This window comes from Streptomyces sp. TLI_171, assembly GCF_003610255.1.
In the GTDB taxonomy this organism is placed as follows: domain Bacteria; phylum Actinomycetota; class Actinomycetes; order Streptomycetales; family Streptomycetaceae; genus Kitasatospora.
On the sequence record NZ_RAPS01000001.1, the window covers coordinates 1,073,224 to 1,099,647 of the forward strand.

General features: G+C 73.9%; 23 protein-coding genes and 1 pseudogene. 6 read left to right on the forward strand and 18 right to left on the reverse strand.

The features are described 5' to 3' along the window. Nucleotides 1-79 precede the first annotated feature (79 nt). The gene (locus BX266_RS04915; RefSeq protein WP_099897693.1) at nt 80-772 is read left to right on the forward strand and encodes an N-acetylmannosamine-6-phosphate 2-epimerase; all 693 of its coding nucleotides are present in this window, start codon (nt 80-82) and stop codon (nt 770-772) included. Between the two features lie 117 nt (nt 773-889). Here BX266_RS04915 and BX266_RS04920 read toward each other — a convergent pair whose 3' ends face one another. Further along, nucleotides 890-1,636, reverse strand: a complete 747-nt coding sequence (locus tag BX266_RS04920) for a DUF4386 domain-containing protein (protein ID WP_259464547.1) — start codon at nt 1,634-1,636, stop codon at nt 890-892. A gap of 127 nt (nt 1,637-1,763) precedes the next feature. Here BX266_RS04920 and BX266_RS04925 point away from each other — a divergent pair, with 127 nt between their 5' ends. Both BX266_RS04925 and BX266_RS04930 read left to right on the forward strand, forming a co-directional pair. Next, nucleotides 1,764-2,462, forward strand: a complete 699-nt coding sequence (locus tag BX266_RS04925; protein ID WP_099897694.1) for a TetR/AcrR family transcriptional regulator C-terminal domain-containing protein — start codon at nt 1,764-1,766, stop codon at nt 2,460-2,462. A 217-nt stretch (nt 2,463-2,679) separates the two neighbouring features. Next, nucleotides 2,680-4,491 carry an exo-alpha-sialidase gene (locus BX266_RS04930; RefSeq protein WP_180290383.1) on the forward strand — a complete coding sequence of 604 codons (1,812 nt, stop codon included), beginning with the start codon at nt 2,680-2,682 and terminating at the stop codon, nt 4,489-4,491. Nucleotides 4,492-4,498: 7 nt separating this feature from the next. Here the strand turns inward: BX266_RS04930 and BX266_RS04935 are convergent, their stop codons facing one another. Next, nucleotides 4,499-5,263, reverse strand: a complete 765-nt coding sequence (locus tag BX266_RS04935) for a FadR/GntR family transcriptional regulator (protein WP_099897696.1) — start codon at nt 5,261-5,263, stop codon at nt 4,499-4,501. A 103-nt stretch (nt 5,264-5,366) separates the two neighbouring features. Further along, nucleotides 5,367-6,806, reverse strand: coding sequence for a sialate:H+ symport family MFS transporter (locus BX266_RS04940; RefSeq protein ID WP_099897697.1), 1,440 nt, complete (start codon nt 6,804-6,806; stop codon nt 5,367-5,369). Nucleotides 6,807-6,961: 155 nt separating this feature from the next. On the opposite strand from BX266_RS04940, the gene BX266_RS04945 reads away from it, so the two are divergent. Continuing rightward, nucleotides 6,962-7,336, forward strand: a complete 375-nt coding sequence (locus BX266_RS04945; protein ID WP_099897698.1) for a VOC family protein — start codon at nt 6,962-6,964, stop codon at nt 7,334-7,336. Between the two features lie 23 nt (nt 7,337-7,359). Here the strand turns inward: BX266_RS04945 and BX266_RS04950 are convergent, their stop codons facing one another. From BX266_RS04950 to BX266_RS05015, 14 genes are all read right to left on the reverse strand, one after another. Next, nucleotides 7,360-8,379 (reverse strand): LLM class flavin-dependent oxidoreductase, encoded by a 1,020-nt coding sequence (locus BX266_RS04950; RefSeq protein ID WP_099897699.1) that lies wholly within the window; start codon nt 8,377-8,379, stop codon nt 7,360-7,362. A gap of 135 nt (nt 8,380-8,514) precedes the next feature. Beyond that, entirely contained in the window at nt 8,515-9,939 is a 1,425-nt protein-coding gene (locus BX266_RS04955; RefSeq protein WP_099897700.1) for an NAD(P)/FAD-dependent oxidoreductase, read from the reverse strand. A gap of 142 nt (nt 9,940-10,081) precedes the next feature. Further along, nucleotides 10,082-10,444: a thioredoxin gene (trxA, locus tag BX266_RS04960; protein ID WP_099897701.1), complete on the reverse strand. Its 363-nt coding sequence runs from the start codon at nt 10,442-10,444 to the stop codon at nt 10,082-10,084. Between the two features lie 80 nt (nt 10,445-10,524). Further along, on the reverse strand, nt 10,525-11,076 hold the full coding sequence (locus BX266_RS04965; RefSeq protein WP_099897702.1) for a YceI family protein: 552 nt from the start codon (nt 11,074-11,076) through the stop codon (nt 10,525-10,527). A gap of 80 nt (nt 11,077-11,156) precedes the next feature. Continuing rightward, nucleotides 11,157-12,044 carry a phosphate ABC transporter ATP-binding protein gene (locus BX266_RS04970; protein ID WP_099897703.1) on the reverse strand — a complete coding sequence of 296 codons (888 nt, stop codon included), beginning with the start codon at nt 12,042-12,044 and terminating at the stop codon, nt 11,157-11,159. A gap of 71 nt (nt 12,045-12,115) precedes the next feature. Continuing rightward, the gene (locus tag BX266_RS04975; RefSeq protein WP_099897704.1) at nt 12,116-13,015 is read right to left on the reverse strand and encodes a sortase; all 900 of its coding nucleotides are present in this window, start codon (nt 13,013-13,015) and stop codon (nt 12,116-12,118) included. A 46-nt stretch (nt 13,016-13,061) separates the two neighbouring features. After that, entirely contained in the window at nt 13,062-14,759 is a 1,698-nt protein-coding gene (locus tag BX266_RS04980; RefSeq protein ID WP_099897705.1) for a substrate-binding domain-containing protein, read from the reverse strand. 29 nt (nt 14,760-14,788) lie between these two features. Next, complete coding sequence (gene pstA, locus BX266_RS04985; RefSeq protein ID WP_259464548.1) at nt 14,789-15,979, reverse strand: phosphate ABC transporter permease PstA; 1,191 nt, start codon at nt 15,977-15,979, stop codon at nt 14,789-14,791. A 13-nt stretch (nt 15,980-15,992) separates the two neighbouring features. Then, nucleotides 15,993-17,009: a phosphate ABC transporter permease subunit PstC gene (gene pstC, locus BX266_RS04990; protein WP_099897706.1), complete on the reverse strand. Its 1,017-nt coding sequence runs from the start codon at nt 17,007-17,009 to the stop codon at nt 15,993-15,995. An 87-nt stretch (nt 17,010-17,096) separates the two neighbouring features. After that, the gene (locus BX266_RS38375) at nt 17,097-19,607 is read right to left on the reverse strand and encodes a hypothetical protein (protein ID WP_180290384.1); all 2,511 of its coding nucleotides are present in this window, start codon (nt 19,605-19,607) and stop codon (nt 17,097-17,099) included. Nucleotides 19,608-19,945: 338 nt separating this feature from the next. Further along, a complete protein-coding gene (locus BX266_RS05000) occupies nt 19,946-20,530 on the reverse strand; it encodes a hypothetical protein (protein WP_099897707.1) in 585 nt (194 codons plus the stop codon). A 150-nt stretch (nt 20,531-20,680) separates the two neighbouring features. Beyond that, complete coding sequence (locus BX266_RS05005) at nt 20,681-21,715, reverse strand: PstS family phosphate ABC transporter substrate-binding protein (RefSeq protein ID WP_099897708.1); 1,035 nt, start codon at nt 21,713-21,715, stop codon at nt 20,681-20,683. 428 nt (nt 21,716-22,143) lie between these two features. Then, a complete protein-coding gene (locus BX266_RS05010) occupies nt 22,144-22,521 on the reverse strand; it encodes a hypothetical protein (protein ID WP_099897709.1) in 378 nt (125 codons plus the stop codon). Between the two features lie 32 nt (nt 22,522-22,553). Then, a complete protein-coding gene (locus tag BX266_RS05015) occupies nt 22,554-22,934 on the reverse strand; it encodes a DUF1508 domain-containing protein (RefSeq protein ID WP_099897710.1) in 381 nt (126 codons plus the stop codon). A gap of 271 nt (nt 22,935-23,205) precedes the next feature. On the opposite strand from BX266_RS05015, the pseudogene BX266_RS05020 reads away from it, so the two are divergent. Together BX266_RS05020 and BX266_RS05025 are read left to right on the forward strand one after the other, a co-directional pair. Continuing rightward, a pseudogene (locus BX266_RS05020) lies at nt 23,206-24,236 on the forward strand (LacI family DNA-binding transcriptional regulator). 175 nt (nt 24,237-24,411) lie between these two features. Next, on the forward strand, nt 24,412-24,990 hold the full coding sequence (locus tag BX266_RS05025; RefSeq protein ID WP_099897712.1) for a polysaccharide deacetylase family protein: 579 nt from the start codon (nt 24,412-24,414) through the stop codon (nt 24,988-24,990). Between the two features lie 107 nt (nt 24,991-25,097). Here BX266_RS05025 and BX266_RS05030 read toward each other — a convergent pair whose 3' ends face one another. Further along, nucleotides 25,098-26,357 (reverse strand): ROK family protein, encoded by a 1,260-nt coding sequence (locus BX266_RS05030; protein ID WP_399169025.1) that lies wholly within the window; start codon nt 26,355-26,357, stop codon nt 25,098-25,100. Nucleotides 26,358-26,424: the final 67 nt, after the last annotated feature.

Consider the following 26,424-nt stretch of genomic DNA (forward strand, 5'->3'; position numbering starts at 1 on the left):
GAGGCGGGGTGCGCCCGGGGCCCGCGACCCCGTGCGCGCCCGCATCCGAAACCCCCACGCCTGTTCTGGAGGCCCCGTCATGACACTCCGCCGGCTCCCACCCGTCCTCGACCGGCTCCGCGGGCGGCTGATCGTCTCCTGCCAGGCCTATCCCGGCGAACCGCTGCGCGATCCCGACGCGATGCGGCGGATGGCGCTCGCCGTGCTGGCGGGTGGCGCGGCCGGGCTGCGGGCGCAGGGCCTGGCGGACCTGCGGGCGATCCGGGCGGCCACCGACGTCCCGCTGATCGGGCTCTGGAAGGACGGTGCGTCGGGAGTGGTGATCACGCCGACCGCCGAGCACGTCCGGCAGGTCGCGGCGACGGGGGCGGAGGTCGTCGCCCTGGACGCGACCTCCCGGCCGCGCCCGGACGGCCGGGCCCTGGCGGAGTCCTTCGCGGCGGCGCACGAGGCGGGCGCGCTGGTGATGGCGGACGTCGCGACCTTCGACGAGGGTCTGCGGGCAGCCGATTCGGGCGCGGACCTGGTCGGGACGACGCTCTCCGGCTACACCGGGGACTCCCCCCGCCTGCCGGGGCCGGACCTCGACCTGGTCGCCCGGCTGTCCGCCCGCCTCGACGTCCCGGTGATCGCCGAGGGCCGCATCCACACCCCCGCCCAGGCCCGGGCCGCCCTGGAGGCCGGCGCCTTCGCGGTCGTGGTGGGCACCGCGATCACCCACCCGACCACGCTCTCCCGCTGGTTCGCCACCGCCCTCGACACCCCGGCCTGAGGGCCGCCTAGCCACCGTCTCGGCGTCCTCGTCCAGCTCCGGTCCGGCGGGTCTCGCCGGGTCTCGGAGGTGCTACCGGCCGACGGCCCGACGGGCGTCGCCGGTCCGGGAATCGGGTCACCCGACGGCACCTCGGGCCGCGGCTCCCACCGCGCCGGTCGAGTCCGTCCCCTCCGGCGCGCGCAGGGCGGGCGCCGGCCGGAAGCCCCTGATGAGCAGGTTCAGCGCGAGGGTGAGCTCCCAGGCGAACACCGGGAGGGCCGTGAGCGCGCCGATCGTGGACAACTGTGCATAGAGGCCGAAGAGTTCGGCGACGGCGGTGGCGAGCAGCAACGGCCCGCCGACCAGGCCGAGGACGGCGACGTAGCGGGGCACCAGGCGGGAGCGGAACATCAGCGCGGCGAGCACGGTGGTGTTGGCGCCGCAGACGAAGTTGGGGCCGAGCAGGAAGGTCCAGTCGTGGACGGCGAGCAGGCCGCGGGCGGTGGTGAGCAGCGCGGCCGGGTCGGACCCGGCGGGCGGCTGCCGACGGAGCGTCAGCACGGCGAGCAGCGCGACGATGCCGATGGCGATGACCGCGGCTTCCAGGGTGCGCAGTGCGACGTAGCCGACGGCGGAGGCCTCGCCGTGGCGGCGGACCGCGGGGTACAGGGCGCAGGCGGTGCCCACGATGCCGATGAGCAGCAGGATTTCGGCGAGCGCCCCGAGCAGGACGCGCCGGTCGGCTCCGGCGCCGAGGACGTAGCCGGTGTCGTGCAGCACCGGCCCGTACAGGGCGACCGCGCCGATCGCGGTGACGTGGGTGAGCAGGTAGCACAGGCCCGCAGCGGTCGCGAGCTTTCTGGACGGCGCGGAAGGTGTCACCGGAACTCCTCGGACGGGGAAGGGCCGCACACGGCCCAGGTGTACGGCGTACACCTCCGGCTCGAAAGGTAGGGTGTACCGCGCACACCTGTCAACGCCCGCCGATCCGCCGAAGGGTGCTCCGCCGATGACCCGAGCCCCGGACTCCGCACGCCGGTCGCCGCTCAACCGGGAGCGGGTGCTGCTGGCCGCGGTCGCTCTCGCCGACCGGATCGGGATCGAGGCGCTGAGCATGCGCGGGCTGGCCCAGGAACTGGGCGTGGTGCCAATGGCGCTGTACAAGCACGTCGCCAACAAGGACGAGCTGCTGGACGGCATGGTCGAGGTGATCGTCGGCGAGATCGTCCGGCCCGAGGCCGACGGCGACTGGCGGGCGGGAGTGCGCGGGCGGATCCTGTCGGCGCGCGCCGCGCTGCTGCGGCACCCGTGGGCGGCCCGGGCGATCGAGAGCCGGAGCAGGCCGACCCCGGCGGTGCTCGGCTACCTGGACTCGGTGATCGGCGCCTTCCGGACCGGCGGCGTCTCCGCCGACCTGACGCACCATGCGATGCACGCCCTGGGCAGCCGGGTGTGGGGCTTCACCCAGGAGCTGTTCCCCGCGCCGCCGGGCGACGCCGGACTCGACCCCGAGCCGATGGCAGCCCAACTCCAGCAGTTGGCCGCGCACTTCCCGCATCTGGTGGAGATCGTCGCGGCCCGCTCGCACGACCCGGGCTCGACGGTCGGCGGCGGCTGCGACGACCAGTTCGAGTTCGAGTTCGCGCTGGACGTCCTGCTCGACGGCTTCGAGCGCCTGCACCGCCGGGGCTGGACCTCCACCCACTGACTCCCGCACGGGAGCCAGGACATCAGATGTCCTACGTCATACCCCTTGACCGCCCATGCCGGTTCTCCCTAGGGTCACTGGCGAGACATCAGATGTCCTTGCTCTGGTCTCTCGCTCCCCCACCCGTCCGCCGACCGGCCACCCCCAACGGGCCCGCAGCGCGCCCCGCGCCGGCCGGCGACCGCGGAACTCCCCTCGGACGATTGCGAGCACTCTCGTGGCCCTGTCCCCTCCGCACGCCCGCACCCTCCTCGTGGCCGCCGCGCTCGCCGCGGCGACCCTCCCGCTGACCGGCGGCGCCGCCGGCGCGACCACCCCCGTCGGCCAGTCCGCCGCGGTCGGCCAGGACTGCGCGTCCGGCGGCCGGATCCAGGAGACGGTGGTGAACAACACCGCCGCGCCGACCACGTTCACCCTGTCCTGGCCCGGCAACGGCACCTGGACGGCGAGCGTGGCGGCCTTCGACTCCGCGCACTTCTACTTCACCAAGCCGTCCGGCACGGCCTACTCCTTCCGCACCACCACGCCGGAGGGCTTTGACCGCACCGTCAGCGGGACCCTCGACTGCTCGAACGCGCTGGACGCCAACGTCAGCCTGGAGTGCCCGCGCAACGCCGACGGCTCGCTGCCCGCCAGCCACCGCCTGCGGGTGACGCTCGACAACCGGACGGTCACCGCGCAGACCTTCACCGTCGCCTGGCCGGGCCGCCCCTACTCGCCGTGGACGGTCACCGTCCCGGCGATGTCGGGCGACTCCTCGCTGTACTGGACCGTCCCGAACGGCACCCCGTACACCTTCAACCTGTCGTCCACCACCAGCAGTTGGAGCGAGAGCGAGTCCGGCACGGCGAGCTGCGGACTGGCGGCGGGCACCCCGGGAATGAACGCGCAGACGGTGCTGACCACCAGCAGCCCGATCGGCGGCGTCAACACCCTGGCGGCAGACGGCGTCTCGTACACCACCACGACCACCACCGCCAAGTCGGTGCGGATCCCGGCGCTGGCCGAGACCGCCTCCGGCACGGTGATCGCCACCGCCGACGCCCGGATCGACGGCGGCGCGGACCTGGGCGGCGGGACCAACAACATCCAGGTGGCGATGGTCCGTTCGACCGACGGCGGGGTGACCTTCTCGGCGCCGCGGATCATCGCGCACCCGCCCACCACCAAGGAGGGCTACGGCGACTCCAGCCTGCTGGTGGACCGCACCACCGGCCGGGTGTTCTGCTTCTTCACCTACTCGCCGAAGGTCGGCGTCGGCTACTACGGCTCCACCGCGGGCGACACCTCCGCGTCCGCCGCCACCAACACCCACATCAGCTACGTGTACTCGGACGACGACGGCGCCACCTGGAGCTCCGTCGTCGACCTCAACCCGTCGGTTCGGGACGCGAGTTGGGCGGGCATGTTCGCCTCGTCCGGGCACGGCGTGCAGCTCGCCTCGGGCCGCCTGGTGCAGCCGATGGTGTACCACGACGCGGCGGGCGACCACGCGGCGAACCTCTACTCGGACGACCACGGCGCGAGTTGGCACTCCGGCGGCTCGGCGGCGACCGGTGTGAACGAGTCCAAGGCGATCCAGCGCGGCACCGGCAAGGTGGTCCAGAACATGCGCTCCAACGCGGGCGGCAACCGCTGGTACGCCACCGCCGCGGGTGCCGGCGACGTCGCCGGAGCCTTCGGCGCCGCGTGGAACTCCGGTCTGCTGGACCCGGGTTGCAACGGCGACGAGGTGTCCTACCTGAAGCCCACCGACGTCGACGCCGCCGGGCGCCCGCTGCTGAGCAGCACCGCGGTGCTGTCCAACGCGGCCACCTCCAACAACGCCACCCGGCAGGACCTCACCGTCCGGATCAGCCAGGACGACGGCGCGAGCTGGCCGCACCGGGCGCTGCTGAAGGCCGGCCCGAGCGGCTACTCGAGCGCGGCGGTGCTGAACGACGGCACGGTGGCCGACCTGTACGAGATCGGCAGCACCGGCGGCATCGTCTACACGGCCTTCACCACCGCCTGGGTGAGCGGTTCCTGACGGCCCGTCAGCCCGAAGCCCGGTCCGCCGCCGCCTTGGCGTTGCGCTCGCGCGCGGCGGCGATCCGGCGGCGGGCCGGCCGGTAGTGGGCCTCCACGGCCCGGTCGAAGGCGGCCGGGTCGCTGCTGCGGACGGCGGCCACGATGGCGCGGTGCGCGTTGACGGTGTCGATCTCGTCCTGCTTGGTGATCACGTGCAGGTGCGGGGCGACGATGCCGTAGACGTCCCAACAGGCCGAGGAGAACTGGCTGATCAGCTCGTTCTTCAGCGGTTCGACCAGCAGGGCGTGGAAGCGGCGGTCGATCGCGATGACCTCCTGGCCGGCGGCCAGTCCGGCCTCCATCTCGTCGACCAGCCCGTCCAGGGCGGTGATGTGGTCGGCGTGCAGGGTGTCCAGGATGCGCTGCGCCATGCCGCGCTCCAGCACCTCGCGGACGTCGACCAGTTCCTCCAGCACCTTGAAGTCGTCGTCGGGGCTGAGCAGTCCGCGGAAGGTCAGGCCCTCGACCAGGGCGGACATGCTGAGCCGGCCCACGTAGGTGCCGTGGCCGTGCCGGACCTCGACGATGTCCAGGGCGTCCAGGGTCTTCACGGCTTCCCGGACGCTGGAGCGGCTGGTGCCCAGCGCCTCGCACAGCTCGGCCTCGCTGGGCAGCAGGTCGCCGGGGCTCAGCTTGTTGTCGATGATGTACCGCTTGATCCGCTCGGCGACCTCGTGGCGGCGCAGCGGCCGTGCCGCTGCCCCGGTCCTGCTGCGGCTGGTGTCGGCCACGGGTGCTGGCCCCCTTCGGTCTTCGGCGTTCCGCCGCGTGGCGTCGGGCCACGGGGGGCTGTCAGCGTATCAGCCACCACCTGGACATCCGATGTCCGACCAGTCAGCGGGACGGGCGGGCCAGGTCCGGTCGGCGGTGCAGTCGGCCGGGGACGTCGAGGCCGATCAGCAGGATGACGAGCAGGCTGAACGCGAAGGTGAGCACCGCGAGGGACTGGCCCAGCGGGCGGCCCTCGGCGAGCCGGGCGCCGAGCAGCGGGGCGACGGCGCCGCCGAGCGCGCCGACGTTGTAGACGAAACCGAGGCCGGAGGCGCGGCGCTCGACCGGCAGGTGGCCGCCGAGGTAGCGGGGCAGCAGGCCGGAGATGCCGAAGCTGGTGGCCTGCAGCAGGAACAGCAGGACGCCGAGCAGCAGCAGGTTGTCCTGGACGGCGAACACCGGGAAGACGAAGGCGAGCGAGGCGACGAGGGTCCACGCGTAGGCGCGGGTCGGGCCGAAGCGGTCGCCGGTGAATCCGGCCAGCACGCAGCCGGCGGCGGTCCCGAACCCGGCCCAGAACAGCACGTCGCGCACTTCCTGGGCGCTGTAGTGCAGTTCGGTCTTCAGGTAGGTGGGCAGCAGCGCCTGGATCGGCCAGGTGTAGAGGAACCCGGCGAACACGGTGCCGGTGAGCGCCAGGTACAGCGCCCGGTGGCGCGGGCCGCCGAGCCGGACGGCGAGGGTGCCGAGGGCGGTGGCGGCGAGCAGCGCGAGCGGCCAGCCGGCAGCCCCGGCCTGTCCGGTGAACAGGGCGAGCAGCGCGCCGAGCGCGGCGGCGGCGAGGGCCAGGTGCGTGGCGGCGCGGCGCGGCGAGGTGCGCCCGTCGGGGCCGGTGAACAGCGGGCGGAACGGGTTGGGGCGGGTGGCGGTCTCGGCGACGGCCTCCTCCCAGTCCTCGGTCTCGGGCAGTGCGCGGCGCATCCACAGCGCGAACAGGGCGGGCAGCACGCCGAGGTAGAACATCCAGCGCCAGCCGAGCGCGGGCACCAGCTGGCTGTAGACCTGCGCGGCGAGGACGGTGCCGATCGAGTAGCCGGAGATCAGGAAGCCGCTGGCCCGGCCGCGCATCCGCTCGGGCCAGCTCTCCATCACGTAGGTGGCGCTGGCGCTGTACTCGCCGGCCATGCCGAGTCCGACCACCAGCCGGGCGGTGAACAGCGCCGGGTAGTTCCAGGCGAGTCCGCAGGCGAGGGTGCCGAAGGAGAACAGCAGGATGCTGGCGGCCATCGCGGTGCGCCGCCCGTACCGGTCGCCGAGCGCGCCGAGCAGCATGCCGCCGAGCCAGCGGCTGACGAACGCGGCGGACACCAGCGAGGCGGCCTGCACGGTGTCGAGGCCGAGGTCGGCCTTGATCTCGGTCAGGACCAGGGTGATCAGGACGAAGTCGAAGCCGTCCAGGACGTAGCCCGCCCAGGCGGCGGCGAAGGCCCGCCGGCCGCGCGGCCCGACCTGCCGGTACCAGCGGTCCGGGCAGGGTGCGGGGGTGGGCGGCGGGCGGTTCATCGCGGCAGGATATCCGGACGGCCGGGTTCCGCAAGGGCCTCGGCCCGCCTGCGGGCGCGGGTGCTGCACAACCTGGCTTTCCCGCTGGTGTTCCTGCTGCTGGCGGTACCCTCGGTCGGGTATTCCGCCTGACCTGGCCCGCACCCGGAGGACCGATGCCCGACCGATCCGCCTCCTTCGACCGCGTCGCACCCGTCGTCCCGGTGCTCGACCTGGACGCCGCCCTCGCCCGGTACCGTCGGCTCGGCTTCACCGCCGGTCCGTACGAGGGCGGCGACCGCTACGGCTTCGTCTCCCGCGACGCCGTCGAGCTGCACCTCACCGAGTGGGACGAGCACGACCCGGCCCGCACCGGCGCCGTGGTGTACCTGTACGTGTCCGACGCGGACGCGGTCCACGCCGAGTGGTCGGCCGCAGCCCCGCCGGGCCGCCTGACCGCCCCCGCCGACACCCCGTACGGCCTCCGCGAGTTCGCCTACGTCGACCCGGACGGAACCCTCCACCGCGTCGGCTCACCACTGCCGCACTGACGCACCGCCAGGCCGCCGGGCCGTCAGTCGGCGGGCTTCCAGCCGAGCAGGGGGGCGAGGCGGGTGGCGAGGTCGGTGAGGATCTGCACGTAGTCCTCAGGTGCGAAGGTGAACGGGAGGGCGACGGCGATCTCGTCGGCCTCGCGGAAGGCGGCGTGCGCGTACAGCCGTTCGGCGAGCTGTTCGCTGGGGCCGACCAGGTCGGGGGCGAACAGCAGGCGGGCCGGGCCCTGCGGGGTGCGGGTCCGGGGCAGCCGCGATTCGGCGTACGCGTGGTACTTGGCGGCCTGCTCGGGGGTGGCGCTGTCGGTGGGGACGATCACCAGGCCGTGCGAGACCCGGGCCCGGTCGCCCGCGGGGTGGGCGGCGCGGAAGGCCCGGATCAGGTCGAGCTGGTTGGCCTCGAAGTCCTCGCTGCGCTCGGCCCGGACCACGCTGCTGGTGAGCAGGTTGAGGCCCTGCTCGCCGGCCCAGACCACCGAGCGGAGGCTGCCGCCGCCGTACCAGAGCCGGTCGACCAGGCCGGGCACGTGCGGCTGGACCCGCTCGGAGTACGACTCGATGCCCTCGGTGCCGCGGAAGCCGCTGGCGGCCTCGCCGCGCAGCAGTCCGATCAGCCGTTCCACCCGCTGGTAGGTGAAGTCCTCGCGGTCGGCGGTGTCGGGGTACAGCGCCTGCTTGACGTCGTCGAAGTGCAGCGGAACGCCGACGCTGACCCCGGGGTTGAGCCGCCCGCCGGAGAGCACGTCGACGGTGGCCAGGTCCTCGGCGTACCGCAGCGGGTTCTCCCAGCCGAGCGGGGTGACGGCCGTGCCGAGGGCGATCCGCCGGGTGCGCTGGCTCGCGGCGGCGAGCACCGTCAGCGGTGAGGAGATCCCGTACTGCAGGTGCCGGTGGCGCAGCCAGGCGCTGTCGAAGCCGAGCTGCTCGCCGAGTTCGATCAGTCGCAGCGTCGCCTCGTGCCCGGCGGCCGGGTCGTGCTCGTCGAACAGCCCGATGGTCAGGAATCCCAGCGCGCTGAGCGGCCGTTCGGGGGTGGGCACCGCGGACCTCCTGGCAGACCGGCGGCCCGCGTGGCCGCCCGTCCCGCCACGCTCACACACCACCGCCCGGGCGATCAACCACCCGGGCGGATTGTGACGTGGCGTCATCCTCCCGCAACACCGCGGCCGGGCCCGTCAGCCGCGGTAGGTCTCCAGCAGGCGCAGCCAGACCTCGCTGACGGTGGGGAAGGCGGGGACGGCGTGCCAGAGCCGGTCGAGCGGGACTTCGCCGGCCACCGCGACGGTGGCGGCGTGCAGGAGTTCGGCGACGCCGGGGCCGGCGAAGGTGACACCGACCAGGACTTCGCGGTCCAGGTCGACGACGGCGCGGGCCTGCCCCCGGTAGTCGTCGGCGAACAGCGAGGCCCCGGAGACGTGGCCGAGCTGGTAGTCGACGGCGCGGACCCGCAGGCCGGCGTCCTGGGCCTGGCGGAGGGTCAGGCCGACGGCGGCGACCTCGGGATCGGTGAAGACCACCTGCGGGACGGCGGCGTGGTCGGCGGTGGCGACGGAGCGGCCCCAGCGTTCGACGTCCAGCGGGCGGCCGGCGGCGCGGTCGGCGATCACCCGGCCGAAGATCCGGCCCTGGTACTTGCCCTGGTGGGTGAGCAGCGCGCGGTGGTTGACGTCGCCGGCGGCGTACAGCCAGCCGCCGGGGACGCCGGTGGCGAGGCCAGTGTCGTCGGTGTCGATCCAGCGGCCGGGGGCGAGTCCGACGGTGTCGAGGCCGAGGTCGGCGGTGTTGGGGGTGCGGCCGGTCGCGAACAGGACCTCGTCGGCGGGCAGTCGGGTGCCGTCGGACAGGTCGAGGGTGAGGCCGCCGTCGCGGTGCAGGGCGGTGACGGACACCCCGAGGCGGAGGTCGACGCCGGCGGCGCGCAGCCCGTCGGAGACCAGTCGGCCGGCGAACTCCTCGGTGCGGTCCAGCAGCCGCTCACCGCGCACCAGCAGGGTCACCTCGCTGCCCAACGCCCGCCAGGCGGTGGCCATCTCGACCGCGACGACGCCGCCGCCGACCACCGCGAACCGCCCCGGCACGTGTTTGGCGGAGGTGGCCTCGCGGCTGGTCCACACCCCGGCGTCGGCGAGGCCGGGCAGGTCGGGGAGCGCGGCGCGGGTGCCGGTGCAGACGGCGACGGCGTGCCGGGCGAGCAGGGTGCGCCGTCCGCCGTCGGGGGTGTCGACCACCACCCGGCGCTCGCCGTCCAGGCGTCCGTGCCCGCGGACCAGGTCGATCCCCACCGACTCCAGCCAGGACAGCTGGCCGTCGTCGTGCCAGTGCGAGGTGAACTCGTCCCGCCGGGCCAGCACGGCGGCGGCGTCCAGTGCTCCGGTGACCGCCTCGCGGGCGCCGGCCACCCGGCGGGCGTCGGCGAGCGCGGCGGCGGGGCGCAGCAGCGCCTTGCTGGGCATGCACGCCCAGTACGAGCATTCGCCGCCGACCAGTTCGCTCTCCACGATCACCGTGGTCAGGCCGCCGGCCCGGGCCCGGTCGGCGAGGTTCTCGCCGGTCGGCCCGCCGCCGACGACCACCACGTCCCAGCTCTGCTCGGCACTCATCCCCGCCCGCCTCCGCTCCACCGCCGGCCGCCCGGTGACGGCCGATCAGCCCATCCTGCCGCACCGGCTCGCGCTCGGGCCGCCGGGCGCACGCGGCGGCGGCCGCGGACTGTCCGCCCGCGGCCGCCGCCCGGCAGGGCCGTCAGCCCTGCTGTTCCGCGATCTTCGCGCGCACCTCGGCCATGTCCACCTCGCGGACCTTTCCGACCAGTTCCTCCAGCGCCACCTCGGGCAGCGCGCCGGGCTGGGCGTACAGCGCCACTCCGTCGCGGACCGCGATCAGCGTCGGGATCGAGGTGATCTGGAACTCCGCGGCGAGCTGCTGCTGCGCCTCGGTGTCGACCTTGCCGAAGGTGATGTCGGGGTGCCGCTCCGAGACCCGCTCGAAGATCGGGCCGAACATCCGGCACGGGCCGCACCACTCCGCCCAGAAGTCGATCAGGGTGATGCCCTCCCCGCCGACCTCGTCCTGGAAGTTCTCTGCGGTCAGTTCCACAGTCGCCACGGTCTGCTCCTCACATCCTCGCCGATACCCCTGCGGGTATCGTCAACCGATCCCCGCCGCGCGTTGTTCCCGCCGCCGGATCAGCTCTGCTTGATCGCCGAGATGTCGAACTCCAGCACGACCTTGTCGCCGACCAGCACGCCGCCGCCCTCCAGCGCCGCGTTCCAGGTGACGCCGTAGTCCTTGCGGCTGATGGTGACCGAGCCCTCCAGGCCGACCCGCAGGTTGCCGTACGGGTCGACGGCGTTGCCGGTGTACTCGAAGTCGATGCTGACCGGCTTGGTGGTGTCCTTGATGGTGAGGTCGCCGGTGACCCGGTACACGGTGTCGGACAGCGGCTCGACCGCGGTGCTGCGGAACAGGATCTCGGGGAAGTTCGGCGCGTCCAGGAAGTCGTTGTTGCGCAGGTGCTGGTCGCGCTGCTCGACGCCGGTGTCGATGCTCTCGGTCCTGATCACCACCTGGACGGTGGAGCGGGCCGGGTCGGCGCCGTCCAGGTGCGCGGTGCCCTCGAACTTCTCGAAGGAGCCGCGCACCTTGGTCACCATGGCGTGGCGGGCGACGAAGCCGATCCGGGTGTGGGTCGGGTCGAGGACGTAGTCCCCGGTGAGCTCGGGCAGGCTGAGGGACATGGCTGCGCTCTCCTCGTGGTGTGTGATGGACGCGTGGCCACGCTAGGGGTTCTGCCCGCCGTCGCGCAGTTGACGCGCCGTCAGCCGAACCGGCCGTTGACGTAGTCGGCGGTGCGCGGGTCGACCGGGTCGGTGAACAGCCGCTCGGTGGGCCCGGCTTCGACGATCCGGCCGGGAGTGTCGTGCGAGGCGAGGAAGAACGCGCAGGACTGCGAGACGCGTTGGGCCTGCTGCATGTTGTGGGTGACGATGACGATGGTGAGCCGGTGCCGCAGTTCGGCGATGGTCTCCTCGATGCGGCGGGTGGAGGTGGGGTCGAGCGCCGAGCAGGGCTCGTCCATCAGCAGGATCTCCGGGGAGACCGCCAGCGAGCGGGCGATGCACAGGCGCTGCTGCTGGCCGCCGGAGAGCGCGCCGCCGGGCGTGCCGAGGCGGCTGCTGACCTCGTTCCACAGGCCGGCCTGCCGGAGGCTCGACTCCACCAGGTGGTCGCGCTCCTCGCGGGTGGCCCTGAGGCCGGCCAGCTTCAGCCCGGACACCACGTTGTCGTACAGCGACATGGCGGGGAACGGGTTGGGCCGCTGGAAGACCATGCCGATCCGGCGGCGGACCTCGGCGGGGCGGCGGCCGGACGCGTACACGTCCTCGCCGTCGAGCAGCACCTCGCCGGCCAGCGCGGCGCCGCGCACCATCTCGTGCATCCGGTTGAGGATCCGCAGGTAGGTGGACTTGCCGCAGCCGGACGGCCCGATCAGCGCGGTGATCTCGCCGGCCCGCATGCCGAGCGAGACGCGCTCCAGCACCTTGCGCTGGCCGAACCAGGCGGTGACGTCGCGGGTCTCCAGGCCGGACAGCGCGCCGCCGGACGGGGCGTCGGTGCGCACCGGCGGCAGCGGAACGGTCGGCGGGTCGGCCGTGTCGGAACCGAACTTCTGGACGGGGATCGGAGGTTGAGCGGTCTCGGTCATCGGTGGGCGGTCCTTTCCGGCCTTTCCGGCGGGCGTGCGGTGGAGCGGGCTCGGTGCGTCGGCACGGCGGGTCAGTAGACGTTGGGCAGCAGGGCGGCGGCGTTCTCGTACACCGACCAGAGCAGCGCCGCGGCCACCGGGGCGAAGCACAGGTAGGCGGCCGAGCGCCGCCAGCGGCGGGCCGTCAGCACGGCTCCGACCACGGCGATCAGCAGGGCCAGCGACCAGAGTTGGAGCGCCGGCAGGGCGTTCTTGTCGGCGGCCAGCGCCTTGTCGGTGGCGCCGGCGGCGGGCCGGCGGGCGCCGACCGGCTGCGGGTCGCCGTCCAGCCGGGCGCCGACCAGCACGGTGCTGGTCGGGATCCAGTCGGAGTCGCCGGTGACCAGCACCAGCCGGTTGGGCGCGCTGTCCTGGATCGGGTGCGCGCCGTCGCCGTACGCGTTGACGGTGTAGTGGAAGCTGCCCTGGCCGGTGGTGACGTCGATGCCGTCGCCGACCTTGAGCCCGGTCAGGCCCGCGAACGGCGCGCCGAACGCGGTGGAGCGGCCGAACAGCACGGCCACACCGGGCTGTCCCGGGAAGACGGTGTCGCGCCGGTGGCCCGGGCCGCGCATCAGGTCACGGCCGCTGGTGCCCTCCACCACCACGGCCCGGTGCAGGCCGAGCGCCGGGATGTCGAGGACGGCCATCGGCGCGCCGTCGCCCGTCGGCCCGGTCGGCGCGTCGGCCCGGCCCAGCTGGTCGCGCAGCGTGGCGTAGGCGGTGGACTGGTGGCGGGCCTCCTGCAGACCGGACAGCGCCAGCAGGTAGCCGGCGAAGCCCAGCAGCAGCACGGCGGCCAGGGTCACCGACCAGGCCGCGGCCAGCAGCGGTCGCCGCCCCGGCCGGGCCGCCGCCGCGCCGCTGTCGGGCTCCGTCTCCTTCTGCTCCGGCCCGGGGGTCGACGGCCGCTCGACGGCGGGGGCGGTCATCTCTGCTCCTCGGGTGCGGGGCCTGCGGTCGGAATGGTCGCGCGGATCACCGGGCGCCTCCGGCGGTGTCGCGGCGGCGCCACCAGGCGACCAGCAGCGGCGGGACGGTGACCACGCCGAGCAGTTCGATCGCGGTGAGGGTGGACAGCAGCCAGTCCTGCGGGCGGCCGCCGAGCGCGACGACGGTGCCGGGCGCGTTGCCGCCGCCGGCCGAGCCGCCGCCGACGGAGCCGGCGTCGACCGACTCACCGGTCTGCGGGTCGATCACCTGCCCGCCGCCGTCAACCGTCCCGGCGGCCGCCGTCCCGCCCGAACCACCGCCGCCAGTACCGCCGTTGCCGCCTCCGGTGCTGCTGCCGGCGGAGCCGCCGGCAGCAGCACCGCCGGTGCCCGAGCCGGTCCGCACGGCCTGGCCGTTCTGCACCGTGCAGTCCAGCGGGCTGCCCTTGCGGTCGCACGGGCTGGGCTGCGGCGCGCTCTTGAGCACGGTCAGCTCACCGGCCGGGTTGAACGTCGGGTTGGGGCAGTTGGAGAGCGAGTTCGGGTCGACCGGGCTGGCGTTGCCCGGGATGTGCTGGGTCTGCAGCAGCCCGCCGCGGACCAGGTTGCGCGGGATCGGCGAGTAGCCGAGGTCGTCCGCCTCGCCCTGCCCGGCGCACAGCACGTAGGCGAGGTAGCGGCTGAGCGCACTGCCCTTCGCGTCGTTGAAGCGCGGCGGCACCGGCAGCGCGGCGTTGGCCCGCGGCACGATCAGGTAGCTGTACGAGGAGATGGGGTAGGAGCGCGGGTCGTTGTTGGCGTAGACCCCGTCGAGGTTCTGCTGCAGGTAGTTCGGGTCGTCGGGCGAGGTGCTGTCGTCGACGCCGCGGATCTTCGCCGCGGTCAGCGCCACCGCCACGTTGGACGCGGTCGGCAGGCTGTAGTACCCGGCCGGGTTGAGCACCTTGACGACGGGCCAGTTGGCGCGCTTGGCGAACGCGTACTCGTCGTAGCCGATCGCGCCGATGCCGGTCGGCGACTGGATGTAGCCCGCGACCACGTCGGAGCCGTTCTGCGCGGTCATCCGGCCCGACTGCGGGAAGAACTCGGTGTAGTCCCCGCAGGTGACGCCGTTGACCTGGGTGCAGTACGCGTCCCACTCGCTCTTGTGGGTGTGTTCCATCCAGCGGGTGAACTGGGCGGTGGCGCCGGAGCCGTCGGAGCGGATCACCGGGGTGATCGGGATCTTCGGCAGGGCGCGCCCGTAGTCGGCGGTGATCTTCGGGTCGTCCCAGGAGGTGATCTTGTTGGTGAAGATGCCGACCACGGTGTCGGTGGACAGCCGCAGGTCGGTGATCTTCTTGCCGCCGAGTTCCAGGTGGTACATCAGCGCGGTGCCGCCGGCCGTGATCGGCACGTACGAGTAGCCGTACACCGGGCGCTCGTGCCCGCCCTGGCCGGTGCCCGCCTGGCCCGCGCCGACACCCGTGTCGTCCACCGTCCGGAACGGCACGTCGGAGGCGGTGAAGTCGTCCTGGCCGGCGTTCCACTGGACGCGACCGGCCGCCGATCCCACCGGGTTGAAGTCGATCTCGATGCCCATCGGGCCGACGTCGCGTCGCCACTGGTCGATCGCCGGGCCGGCCCAGCTGGAGCCGTCCGCGTTCAGCGAGGTGGAGGCGTGCGCGGGGGCCGCGGTGAGCAGCACGGTGGGCAGGGCCAGCGCGGCGGCGAGCACCGCCGACGCGAGGTGACGGAGTCGCACGGAACGCATCTTCCTTCTCTGACGGCTCATCAGTTCTCCACTGTCGGAGCGGTCCTGGGCACGGTGACGGGGGTGCGGGGCGACCGCAGCGGGCGGCGGGTGGGCCGGTCCACCGGGGTGCGGTGGCGGCCGAGGACGCGGGCGGTGACGAACAGCACCAGCACCACGGCCATCAGGGTCAGGCCGCCGGCGAACGCCCGGGCGACCATCTCGGGGTAGGGCTGCTTGACGTAGTTCCAGATGTACAGCGGCAGGCTGGCCTGGTTGCCGTGCAGCGGGTCGAGGTTCATCCGGGTGGTGAAGCCCGCGGTCAGCAGCACCGGTGAGGTCTCGCCGACGCCGCGCGCCATGCCGAGCACCACGGCGGTGGTCAGGCCGGGCCGGGCGGTGGGCAGCACCACGTGCCACACGGTGCGCCACTGGCCGGCGCCGAGCGCGTAGGAGGCTTCCTTGAGGGTGCCGGGGACGAGCCGGACCACCACCTCGGCGGCGCGGGTGACGATCGGCGTCATCATCACGGTCAGCGCCAGCGAGGCGGCCAAGCCGCTCTTCTCCGCGCCGAAGGTGAGGATCACCACGCCGAGGACGAACAGGCCGGCCACGATCGAGGGCAGCGCGGTCATCGCCTCCACCAGCACCCGGACGGGCTTGACGATCCGGGCGCCGCGCCGGGTGGCGCCGGCCTCGACCAGGAACACGGCGGTGAGGATGCCGAGCGGCACCGAGAACAGCGTGGCCAGGCCCAGCTGTTCGAGCGAGCCGACCACGGCGTGCACGCAGCCGCCGGAGGTGATCGGCGACAGCGGAGCGGTGGTGCGCATGGTCTCGGTGAAGAAGTTCCAGTGCCGGGCGGCGTCGAAGCCGCGCACCGCCACGTAGCCGATCTGGTCGACGATGACGGCGGTCACCAGCAGCCCGGAACTCCACGCCAGTGCGGTGGCCAGGCGCTCACGGACCGTCAGGGCGTCCCACTGGAGCCGGCCGGCGACGGTGTACAGGGTCAGGAACAGCAGGTACCAGCAGAGCAGGAACCCGAACGCGCCGCTGAACGGCAGGACCCGCTCGTAGAGCACCCAGTCCAGGCCGAGCGAGCCGGCGCCCGCGCCCAGCATGGTGAGGATCTCCTCGCGGGTGGTGCCGCCGAGCCTGATCCGCTTCTGCTCGGGGAGTTCGGCGGGGCCGGGCGGTGCGACGGCGGCCGAGGGAGTGGTGGTGGACATCGGTGGCCTCCGGTCAGTCCGAGGTCGAGGCGCCGGACCGGGACCGGCTGATGACGAACCCGGCGGCCACGTTGACCAGCAGGGTGAGGGTGAACAGCACCAGGCCGGCGGCCATCAGCGCGGACAGCGACAGGCTGTCGGACTCGCTGAAGCGCAGCGCGATCAGCGCGGAGATCGAGCCGCCGCCGTTCTCCAGCACGTGCCAGGACACCCGGAACACCGGCGAGATGATCAGCGCGACGGCGATGGTCTCGCCCATCGCCCGGCCGAAGCCGAGCATCACGGCGCCGATCATGCCGCCGCGGCCGAACGGCAGGACCACGGTGCGCACCATGCCCCAGCGGGTGGAGCCGAGCGCGTACGCGCCCTCGCGCTCACCGGCCGGCGCCTGCGAGAACACCTCGCGGCTGAGCGAGGTGATGATCGGGATGATCATCAGGGAGACCACGGTGCCGGCGATGAACGTCGAGGAGGTGTACGAGGTCGGGGTGTCGCCGATCCGCACGTCGAGGAACGGCAGCGCCCCGCCGAGGTGGTTGGCCAGCCAGCGCGCCGGGCCGACGATCTGCGGCTGCAGGAAGAACAGGCCCCACAGCCCGTACACGATGCTGGGGATCGCCGCCATCAGGTCGACCAGCGAGATCAGCGCGGGCCGCAGCCGGACCGGCGCGTACTCCGAGATGAACAGCGCGGCGGTCAGCGCCACGGGCACCGCGATGCACAGCGCGATGACGGCGATCATGATGCCGTTGGGCAGCACCGCGGCGATGCCGAACGCGTGCGCCGCGGTCCGCCAGTTCTGCTCGGTGAGGAAGGACCAGCCGACGGCGCGCAGCGCCTCGGTGCCGCGCAGCAGCAGGAAGAAGGCGATCAGGCCCATCATCACGAACACCGACAGTCCGGCGGCGCGCAGGACGCCGCGGAAGACCTTGTCGGTGGGCGAGGCGGGTGCGTCGATCGGGCGGGGCCGGTCGAGGTCGGGCGTCGGCGGTGGGACCCGGGTGTCCGTCGGCTGGACGGCGGCTGTCATGGTGTCAACTCTCCGCGCGGTGGGGGTTCCGGTGGTCGGACGGTGGACGTCGGACGGGCGCTCGGGGCGCCCGTCCGGCGGGGCGGGTCAGCGGTCGCGGCGAAGCAGCCGCGACCAGAACCGCCCGGTGCCGCGGCGGAGGTTCGCCCCGGCGGCGGTGCCGCCGAGGAACAGCGCCGCGGGGCCGCCGACCAGCAGGACGGCGCCGGTGGCGAGGATCACGGGCAGCAGCAGCCGGGCCATTCCGGCCCGGTCCGCCGCGGCCTGGCCGACGGCGGCCGCACCGAGCGTGGGCGAGGCGCTGCCGCTCGGCCTGGCTCCGGAGGCGGCCTGACCGCCCGCGGCGCCGGAGCCGGCGCCGGTGCTGCCGGAGCCGCCGTCGAGGAGGCCGCCGGTGGTGCCGGAGCCACCGCCGCCCGGGTTGCCGCCGGCGCCGCCCCCGGTGCTGCTCCCGCCGCCGGTGCCGCCGCTCCCGCCGCTCCCGCCGCCGTCGGCACCCGGGTCGGCGGACTGGCCCGGCGTGGCGCCGTCCTGGGCGGCGACGTGGCCGGCGGCGGCCGTCGCCCGGGCGATCTGGGTCTTGGTCAGACCGGCGTAGCCGACCGCGAGTTGGCCGGGCTTGCGGCCGTAGACCTGGCCCTTCGCCGGGTCGGTGACGGTCGCCACGAACCGGCTCACCGCCTCGGCCTTGGCCCGGTCCAGCCCCTCGGTGGGCAGCATCGCGTACTGCACCATGGTGAGCGGGTACGCGGCGGCGTCCTTCGCGTAGGCCGAGTCGCCGTCGTCGTACGGCAGGTGCTGGGTGCCGGTGGCCTCGTCGTACGGCATGTCCCGCACGGCCGCCTGCATGGAGGTGATCGTGGGAGTGGTGAACCCGCCGGCGGGGTTGGGCAGTTCGGCCTCGGGCAGGCTCATCGCCTGCGCGTCGCCGGAGTCCATGATCGCGAACATCGCCCGCTGACCGCTGACCATGGTGAGGCACTTGTCGTGCTGGCCGCTGGAGCCGACGACCGGGTTCAGGCAGGACAGCCGGTACTCCAGGGTCATCCGCAGCACCTGGCCGAGGCCGGCGAGCACGGGGTTCCACTCGTACTGCTTGTGGTTGTTCGTGCCGGAGAAGTCCCGTGCCTGGAAGACGTCGACGGGGTAGCCGGAGAAGGCGGACGGCAGGTACTTCGTGTTGAGGTGCGTGCCCCACGGATCGGGGGCGCCCTGCAGGAACTGCGCGGCGTCCGGGTCCGCCACGATCCACTCGGTCAGCCGGTGCACCAGGTCGGTGGTCCCGCCGACCACCACGGGGACGGTGTTCGCGGAGTTGTTGCAGGACGGCCAGGCCACGCCGGTCGCGATGTCGGCGTTGAGCCGGCGGAACTCCTGGTCGTCGAACAGGCAGATCGGGTTGCCCTTGACGCTCTCGGTGTCGTCCGCCGTCCAGTGCAGGTAGGTCTGGGTCAGCATCTTCGCCAGCAGGCGCTGGTTGAGCCGCACCCGGCGGATCTGCCGGTGGCTCGCCCCGTCGTCGAGGACGAAGACCACCGAGATCGCACTGTTGGCCAGCGGCGCGTACACGTAGGGGCGGGTCGGCGGGTTGCCGTCCGCGATCGAGGTGAGCGCGATGTCCGCCCCCGCCCTGCGCAGGAAGGACCCGCGCGCCTGCGGTTCGCCGTTGCCGACGGAGTACTGCACGGTCAGCGGCTCGGACCCCCGGCAGATGCCCGCGCGCCACTGCTGCACGGCCCGGTCGGCCATCTCCAGCCCGACGGCCGAGAACGCGGCGCCGCCGGCCGGACAGGCGTCGGGGGTCGGCGCGAAGTCGAGCGGAACGGTGATGTGGCGCGCCCACGCGCAGGCCTCGCCGCTCCAGGCCACCGGGCCGTCACCGAGCATGTTGCGGTAGAGGGTGGCGTCGGTGGCGGTGTCGAAGAAGGTGTCCGCGTCCGGGGAGTGGTCGTCGCAGTCGATGTGCGAGTCCGGGTACGAGTAGGCGCCGATCGGGTCGCCGCCGTAGTTCGGCTCCACCACGAGCGAGCACTTGTGGGTGGGGTCGCAGCCGAGCGTCTGGCTCTGCTGGGCGGTCCACAGCTCGATGTCCGCCTCGCCGCTGCCGTCCGGCCGGGTGGCCGCGATCGCCATGTTCGACGGGAACTCGGGCGTCGTGATGCCACCGGCCGGTGCGGGCTGCAGGAAGCCCTTCGCCGGATCCGCGCCGTAGAGGCTGGACCCGTAGCAGTCGGTGACGGACGGGTTCTCGCCGCGGCACTGGTAGATCCGCACCGCGTAGTGGGCGTTGGTGTCGATCTGACCGGCGCCGTTGTGCGGGTTGATCACGATGTCCACCGGGGCGCCGAACACGTCGACGGTCGGGGTGAACCCGGTCCAACTGACGTGGACCACCTGGTTGCTGAGATCCGTGGTCTGGGAGACCGTGATGGTCCCGTTCGGCCCCTCGGTCCAGTCGGCGGGGTTCCACCGCGCCGGGCCCGGCACGGTCGTGCCCGACGCCGCCTGCGCGGGCTGGACACCGGGGCCGCCGAGCGGCAGGAACACCACCGCGGCGGCCACCGCCCAGGCCAGCACGGCCGCCAGGTAGGCCTTCAACGGACGTGATCCGGCTCTCGGCCCTGACGGGCGGATTCTCATCGGCGCAGCACCTCCGGCGACGGCGCACCGGGCAGGCACGCACAGGTATCAGGGAGCGGAGCGGGCCGTTCGGCGGCTCCGACGATATTCGGCCAGTCGCGTCTGGCCGCTCGCTGGCCGTCAGGTGTACGAGACCCCAATTGGTGCTCGAATCAAGGGAACTGGCGGGCCGTCAGCTGTGTGATCGCGCCCTGGACGGCTGCCGGGGGGACGGTGGGACGCGTACCGCCCGACCGGGGATCCGGTCGGGCGGTACGGGTGCGGCTGCTCGTGCGGCGGCGCCGGGCGCCGGGTCCTCAGGAGGCGGGGGTGAAGGTCACCGCGAAGGAGCCGACGCTCTGGCCCGCCGTGAAGAAGGAGGTGTGCAGCTTGCTGTCCAGGTACTGGGCGCCCGCGGCGTCCAGGACCAGCGAGTCGGCGGTCAGGTTCTGGGTGGCGCCGCTGTTGGTGACGCTGTTGCTGCCGGCCGGGTCGAACAGCGCGACGGTGGTGGAGGTGCCGTCGGCGACGCCGGTCACCGCCCAGGTGTCGATGGCGAAGGACAGCTCGTGGAAGGAGACCGCGCTGCCGGTCTTCGCGTCGACGAACAGCAGGCCGCCGCCGAGCTGGATGTTCCCGTAGAAGTCGCGCAGGCTGCCGGTGCCGTCCGTCACCGGGAAGCTCGCCGACAGGCCGGTGGTCGCGTCGTAGCCCGCGGTCGCGGTGGGCAGCGGCACGGCCACGATGCCGGCCTGGGCGGCCTGCTGGAAGAAGGCGTTGCTCTCGTGGATCACCGCGCTGCCGGTCGCCGGGGCGGCGGAGGCGGCGGTCGCGGAGGCGGCGGTGGCGATGAGCGCGAGGCCGGCGGCCGCAGCGGCGATCCGGACGGGAAGACGGGACATCGTGGCTCCTTCGGAGGGGTGCGTGGTACCCGGTGCTGGTCGAACCCTGCGCCGGTCGAACCCGGTGCAGGTGGCGCTACGGGCCGCCGCCCGTCCCGGCGGGTGCGCGGGACGGGCGGCGGTCGGTGCGGGACGGACCCGGAGGGTGCGTCAGATGTGGGTGGTGGAACCGCAGGCCGCGGCCGGCAGGGTCAGGTAGCCGTAGCTGGAGGTGTCGGCCTTGCCGGCGGTGGAGCAGATCCAGCCCGAGGTGCCGAAGATGGCGCGCAGCGCGGTGCCCTGGGTGGTGGTGGCGGTCCACTCGGTGTCGCGGACCACGTTGTAGAGGACCCGGCCGTAGGTGCCGGCGGCGAAGGTGGCGCTCAGGGTGCCGGTGCCGGTCAGCGGGGCCACGCCGTTGATGCTGCGGAGGGTCAGGTCGCCCTTGTTGTCGGTGGCGGTGGTGTGGCCGTTGGCCTGGCCCACCCAGTGGCCGACGGAGTACGGGAAGATGACGTTGACGTCGTTCAGCGCGGCGTCGGTGCCCTCGTTCTCCTCCGGGCCGGTGACGACGCAGCCGCCGAGGACCGGGTTGCCGATCGCCTTCAGGAAGAAGGCACGGGTGCCGGACTGGGCCTGCGGCAGGTAGGGCTTGATGGTGCCGGCGGTGCCGCCGAACGCGGACCAGTCGGTGGCGCCGACCTTGCAGGAGTAGATGTCGAACAGGTTCTGGGTGGTCAGGTTGGCCGGGGCGTGGCCGCCGGTGGCCTTGGCGGACCAGGTCACCGCGTCCTTGGCGAAGGCCACGAACAGGTCGGAGGTCAGGTCACCGGTCTGCGGCGCCCGGGAGGAGCGCGCGAAGTCCAGGGTGGCGGAGGTGTTGGCGTTCAGCGCGGAGATGCCGGCGCCGGAGCCGTTCGGGCGGGTGATGCTGCTGCCGCCGGTCTTCGGGGTGATCGGGCTCGTGCCGGTCGCGTCCCAGCTGTACAGGTGCGGCAGGGTGGAGCCCGCGCCCAGGGAGGCGTTGTAGTCGGCGGAGAACTGGTTCAGCAGAGCCTGCGTGGTGTCCGAGCCGGCACCGACGATGTCCTGCGCCGCCGGGAGGGTCGGCAGGGTCGACGGGTCCGCCATCGCCGGAGCGGCGACAGTCGAGAGGGCGGCGGTCATCGCGACGGCCGCGAACGCCTTGGCAGCGGTGTGACGCATGGTCCTGTTCCTCCATAAAGGAAAGTGCCTAGCTGGACCGGACCTGGCGGGGCCCGGTGCCGGAGAGCTCCGCGGCTTCCCGGCGATGCGATCCTCGCCGCCGCCCGCCCGCCCCCGGAAGCGCCTCCCCGCGCCCCCGGCGCACCACCGCCGCTCCGCCTGCGCGCCCGAATCCGCTGGTGGGACCCCCGGTGGAGGGTGCGTCGGCGCACGCTCCGGGCATGGACACGTTCTTCTCCAGGTGGGATCACGGGGTCATCCCGGCCACCTGTGCTTCACTCCCCCGGCACCGTTTCGCGACGGACGTGCACGAATCCTTTGCGGGAGCGTGTCCGCCGCCTCGCACACCGCCCGAACCCCGAACCCGCGCGGGAACGCCGCGGCCGCCGCCCCGGAACTCCCGGGACGGCGGCCGCTGCGCTCCGAACTCACCAGGGCTGCTTGGTCGCCGCCCCGCCGCCGAGCCGCCTGGAGCGCTGGACGTGCTCCACACCGTGCTGGAACCCGGCCACGCTCTGCCGGCACTGGTCGCGGCGCAGGTAGCCGCGCGCACTGCGGGCGACCGCCTCGCCGCCGCCCGCGCCGACCCGGGTGGTGCGGGCGGGCAGGTGGGCGGTCCACACCCACAGACGGTCCTCGCGCTGGCTGAGAACGAACCGCAGCGCGGCCCGCTCCGCGAGCAACTCCGCTATGCCGGACGCCAGTTCACGGTCCGATCGGTAGGTGCGGACGGACGCGGCCAGCCGTCGGCCGTTGGCGGCCACCAGCGACCAGCCGGCCCGCCCGTCCGGCCCGCGGACGGGCACCAGCCGGGGTCCTCTGCCGCCCTCCGCGGCGCTCACCGCCCGGTCCCGGGCGCGCCCTCGGCCCCGGCGGCGGCCACCGCGGCGGCCTCGGACAACCGGGCCAGCAGCGCCATGAACCGCCGGAACGCGTTCTGGCAGGTCGCGTACCGCTCGTACGCCCTGCTCGACCTGACCAGGGGATTGCCCCGCGACCCGGGCACCACCCAGGTCCAGCCCAGGCCGTCGCGGACATGGGTGATCCGCGCCACCAGCGCCGGACCCAGTTCGACCAGCTCGGCGAACGCCCGTTCGGCATCCGCGGACGACTCGTGGACGGCGGAGGACACCGCCACCACTCGCCCGTTCATCGCCTTCAGGTGCCACTGGAACCGACCGTTCGGCGCCCGCTCCGTGAACAGGCCCTCGCCGCGCACCGCCGCTTACCCCCCCGGGTCTTCGAAACCGGACGCACATCGTCACGCGCCGAACGCTATGTGTGCACAGAGGAAGTCCGGAAGTGGAATCCCCTCCGAGCCGACTCTGTTTGCCCTGAAGTTCTCCCTTGTTAATGCACGCTGCTCCGGCCGGCCCGGAGGGGTGGAATGTTTCGCCCGATCGACGAATGTTGCGGCCGCAGCGCCCCGGCCGCGGGCGCCGTTCGTGTACCGTCCCGCCCGGACGGCTCGGGGCGCTACTATCCGTCCCATGACCGCCGCAGAACTCGAACCCGACCCCGCGCCGACCCTGTTGGAGATCGCCCGCGCGGCGGGCGTCTCGGCGCCGACAGTTTCGAAGGTCCTGAACGGGCGGGCCGACGTCGCGCCCGCCACCCGGGCCAAGGTCGAGGAGATCCTGCGCCGCACCGGCTACCAGCGCCGACGCACCTCCACGCCGCCTCGCGACTGCTCGACCTGGTCTTCCACCAGCTCGACAGCGCCTGGGCCGTGGAGGTGATCCGCGGCGTGGAGAACGTCGCCCGGGAAGAGGGCCTGAGCATCGTGCTCTCCGAGTCCGCCGGCCGGCTCACCCCCGGCCAGACCTGGGTGGACGGCGTGCTGGCCCGCCGCCCGGCCGGCGTGGTCCTGGTGCTCTCCGACCTGGACGCCGCCCAGCGCGACCAGCTGACCAGCCGCGACATCCCGTTCGTGGTGCTCGACCCGGCCGGCGACCCGGCCGACGGGGTGCCCGCGGTCGGCACCGCCAACTGGCAGGGCGGCCTCGCCGCCACCCGCCACCTGCTCGACCTCGGGCACCGGCGGATCGGCATGATCTCCGGCCCGTCCGGCATGATGTGCAGCCGCGCCCGGGTGGACGGCTACCGCACCGCCCTGGAGACCGCCCGGCTGCCCGTGGACCCGCGGCTGGTGCACGAGGGCGACTTCCACCACGAGGCCGGCTACGCGGCCGCCCGCGCCCTGCTGAGCGCGGACGACCGGCCGACCGCGATCTTCGCCGGCAACGACCTGCAGGCGCTCGGCGTGTACGAGGCGGCCCGCGAACTCGGCCTGCGGGTGCCCGAGGACCTCTCGGTGGTCGGCTTCGACGACCTGCCGCTGGCCCGCTGGGTCGGCCCGCCGCTCACCACCGTCAGGCAGCCGCTGGTCGAGATGGCCGAGACCGCGGCCCGGCTGGCCGTCGAGCTCGGCCGCGGCGAGCACCCCGCCGCCACCCGGGTCGACCTGGCCACCAGCCTGGTCGTGCGAGCCAGCACCGCGCCGCCGCCCGCCACGGCCTGACCGGCCCGCCCGCACCCCCGTCGCGCCCGCACCCCGCCGCCGTCCGGCGCTCCCGGACCGTGTCGGGGCGGTTGACGACCCCGACGGGCTCCCCTACCGTCGTCCGGGGCGCACCGGAACATTCGGTCGTGATGCGAAAATTTCGCTTCCGTCGCGCGCCCGGGGAGGGAGTGCCATGGCCGACCGCACCGGAGGCGCCGTGCCGGACCGGCTGGCCCTGACCTTCGACGACGGCCCGCACCCCGACTCCACCCCCGCGCTGCTCGCCGCCCTCGCCGCGGCCGGCCACCGCGCCACCTTCTTCCTCTGCGGCGCCCAGGCCGAGCGGCACCCCGAGCTGGTCCGCGCACTCGACCGGGCCGGCATGCCGCTGGGCAACCACAGCTGGTCCCACCCGCACCTGACGGCGCTGCCCCCGGCCGAAGCCCGGGACGAGATCCACCGCACCAACCGGATCCTCACCGAGCTCACCGGCCGGCCGCCGACCCTGTTCCGGCCGCCCTACGGCGACACCTCCCCCGCGGTCCGGGGGTTCGCCGCCGAGGCCGGGCTGACCGAGGTGCTGTGGGACGTCGACACCCGCGACTGGGACGGCGCGCCGCCCGCCGCGATCGCCGCCGCGACGGCCGCCGCCCGCCCCGGCGACACGGTCCTGCTGCACGACCACGGGAACCGGAACACGGTCACCGCGCTGCCCGCCGTCCTCGCCGCGCTCACCGCGCGCGGCCTGCGCTGCGCGCCCGTGGCGGGCTGACCCGCTGCCCGCTCCCCCGCACTCCGGTGGCCGGGCACACCCGCCCGGAACCACGCCCGGCCACCGGCGTCCCTCCCCCGCCGGGTCCGAACCCGCCGTCGTCGCGCTCAGGCGCCTTCGGTGAGCCAGAGGGTGGCCGGGTCGGTGTGCAGCCGGCGGACGGTGACCAGGGCGGCGCCGAGGACCGGGCCGCGCCGGGCCAGCGGCGAGGCGCGCAGGGCGTCGTCCGGCCACGGGCGGACCCGGATCAGCTCGGCCAGTTCGGCGCGCATGGCGGGCAGCAGCCAGTGCGCGAGATCGGCGTACGCCCCGCCGAGGACCAGCGTGGCGGGGTCGATCAGGTTGACCGCGGCGGCGAGGGCGGTGCCCAGCGCGGTGCCGGCGTGGTGCAGGGCGCGCGTGGTGGTGGGGTGCCCCGCCTCCGCGCGGCGGGCCAACTCGCCGATGGCGTCGATGTCCTGACCGGACGCCGGCCCGTCGAGCTCCTCGGCCAGGCCGGAGGCGTGCAGCACCGCGGCGAGGCCGGCGTACGGTTCGAGGCAGCCGCGCGCGCCGCAGGAGCAGAGCCGGCCGTCGGGGCGGACGGTCAGGTGGCCGAGCTCGCCGGCGAAGCCCTGCACGCCGCGGAAGAGGCGGCCGTCGAGGACCAGCGCGCCACCGATGCCCTCGCCGGCCGAGACGTGGACGAAGGTCCCTTTGCCGACGCCCTGCCAGAGTTCGGCGAGGGCGCCGAGGTTGGCCTCGTTCTCGACGGCGGGCGCGACGCCGGGCCCCGGCCACCCGCTGTGCACGTCGACCTGGTGCCAGCCGAGGTTGGGGGCGTGTTCGACGTGCCGGCCGGGGTCGTCGAGCGGCACGCTGCCGGGCACGGCCAGCACCCGGCCGACCACCCGCAGGCCCAGCACGACGGCCTGCTGTTCGGCCTCGGTGGCGAGCGCGGCCAGTTCGGCGAGCGTCTGCTCGGCGGGGCGGCTGCTGTTGGGGGCGGGGCGGTGGAGTTCGACCCGGACCTCGCCGCGCAGGTCGAGGACGCAGGCGCTGAGGTGTCCGACGCCGATCTCCAGGCCGAGTCCGGCCGGTCCGCTGTCGTTGAGGACCAGGGCCCGGCCGGGCCTGCCGACCCGGCCGCTGCGTTCCAGTTCGCCCTCCAACAGCAGGCCGCCGCCGATGAGTTCGTCGACCAGGCTGGAGACGGCGGTGCGGGTGAGGCCGGTACGACCGGCCACGTCGGCGCGCGACAGCGGGTGCGCGGCGGCGACGGTGTGCATCACCAGGGCGAGGTTCTGCCGCCGCATGTCCTGCTGGGAGGCGGGGCCGCGCCGGGGCCCGAGTTCGCTGTCCGGCGGCTGCTGCCCGTCCTCTGCCACGGTGTCCTCGTCCTCCACTCCGGGGTCGCCTGTCGGCGGTCGTTCGTCACTGGTTCGTTCGTCGGTG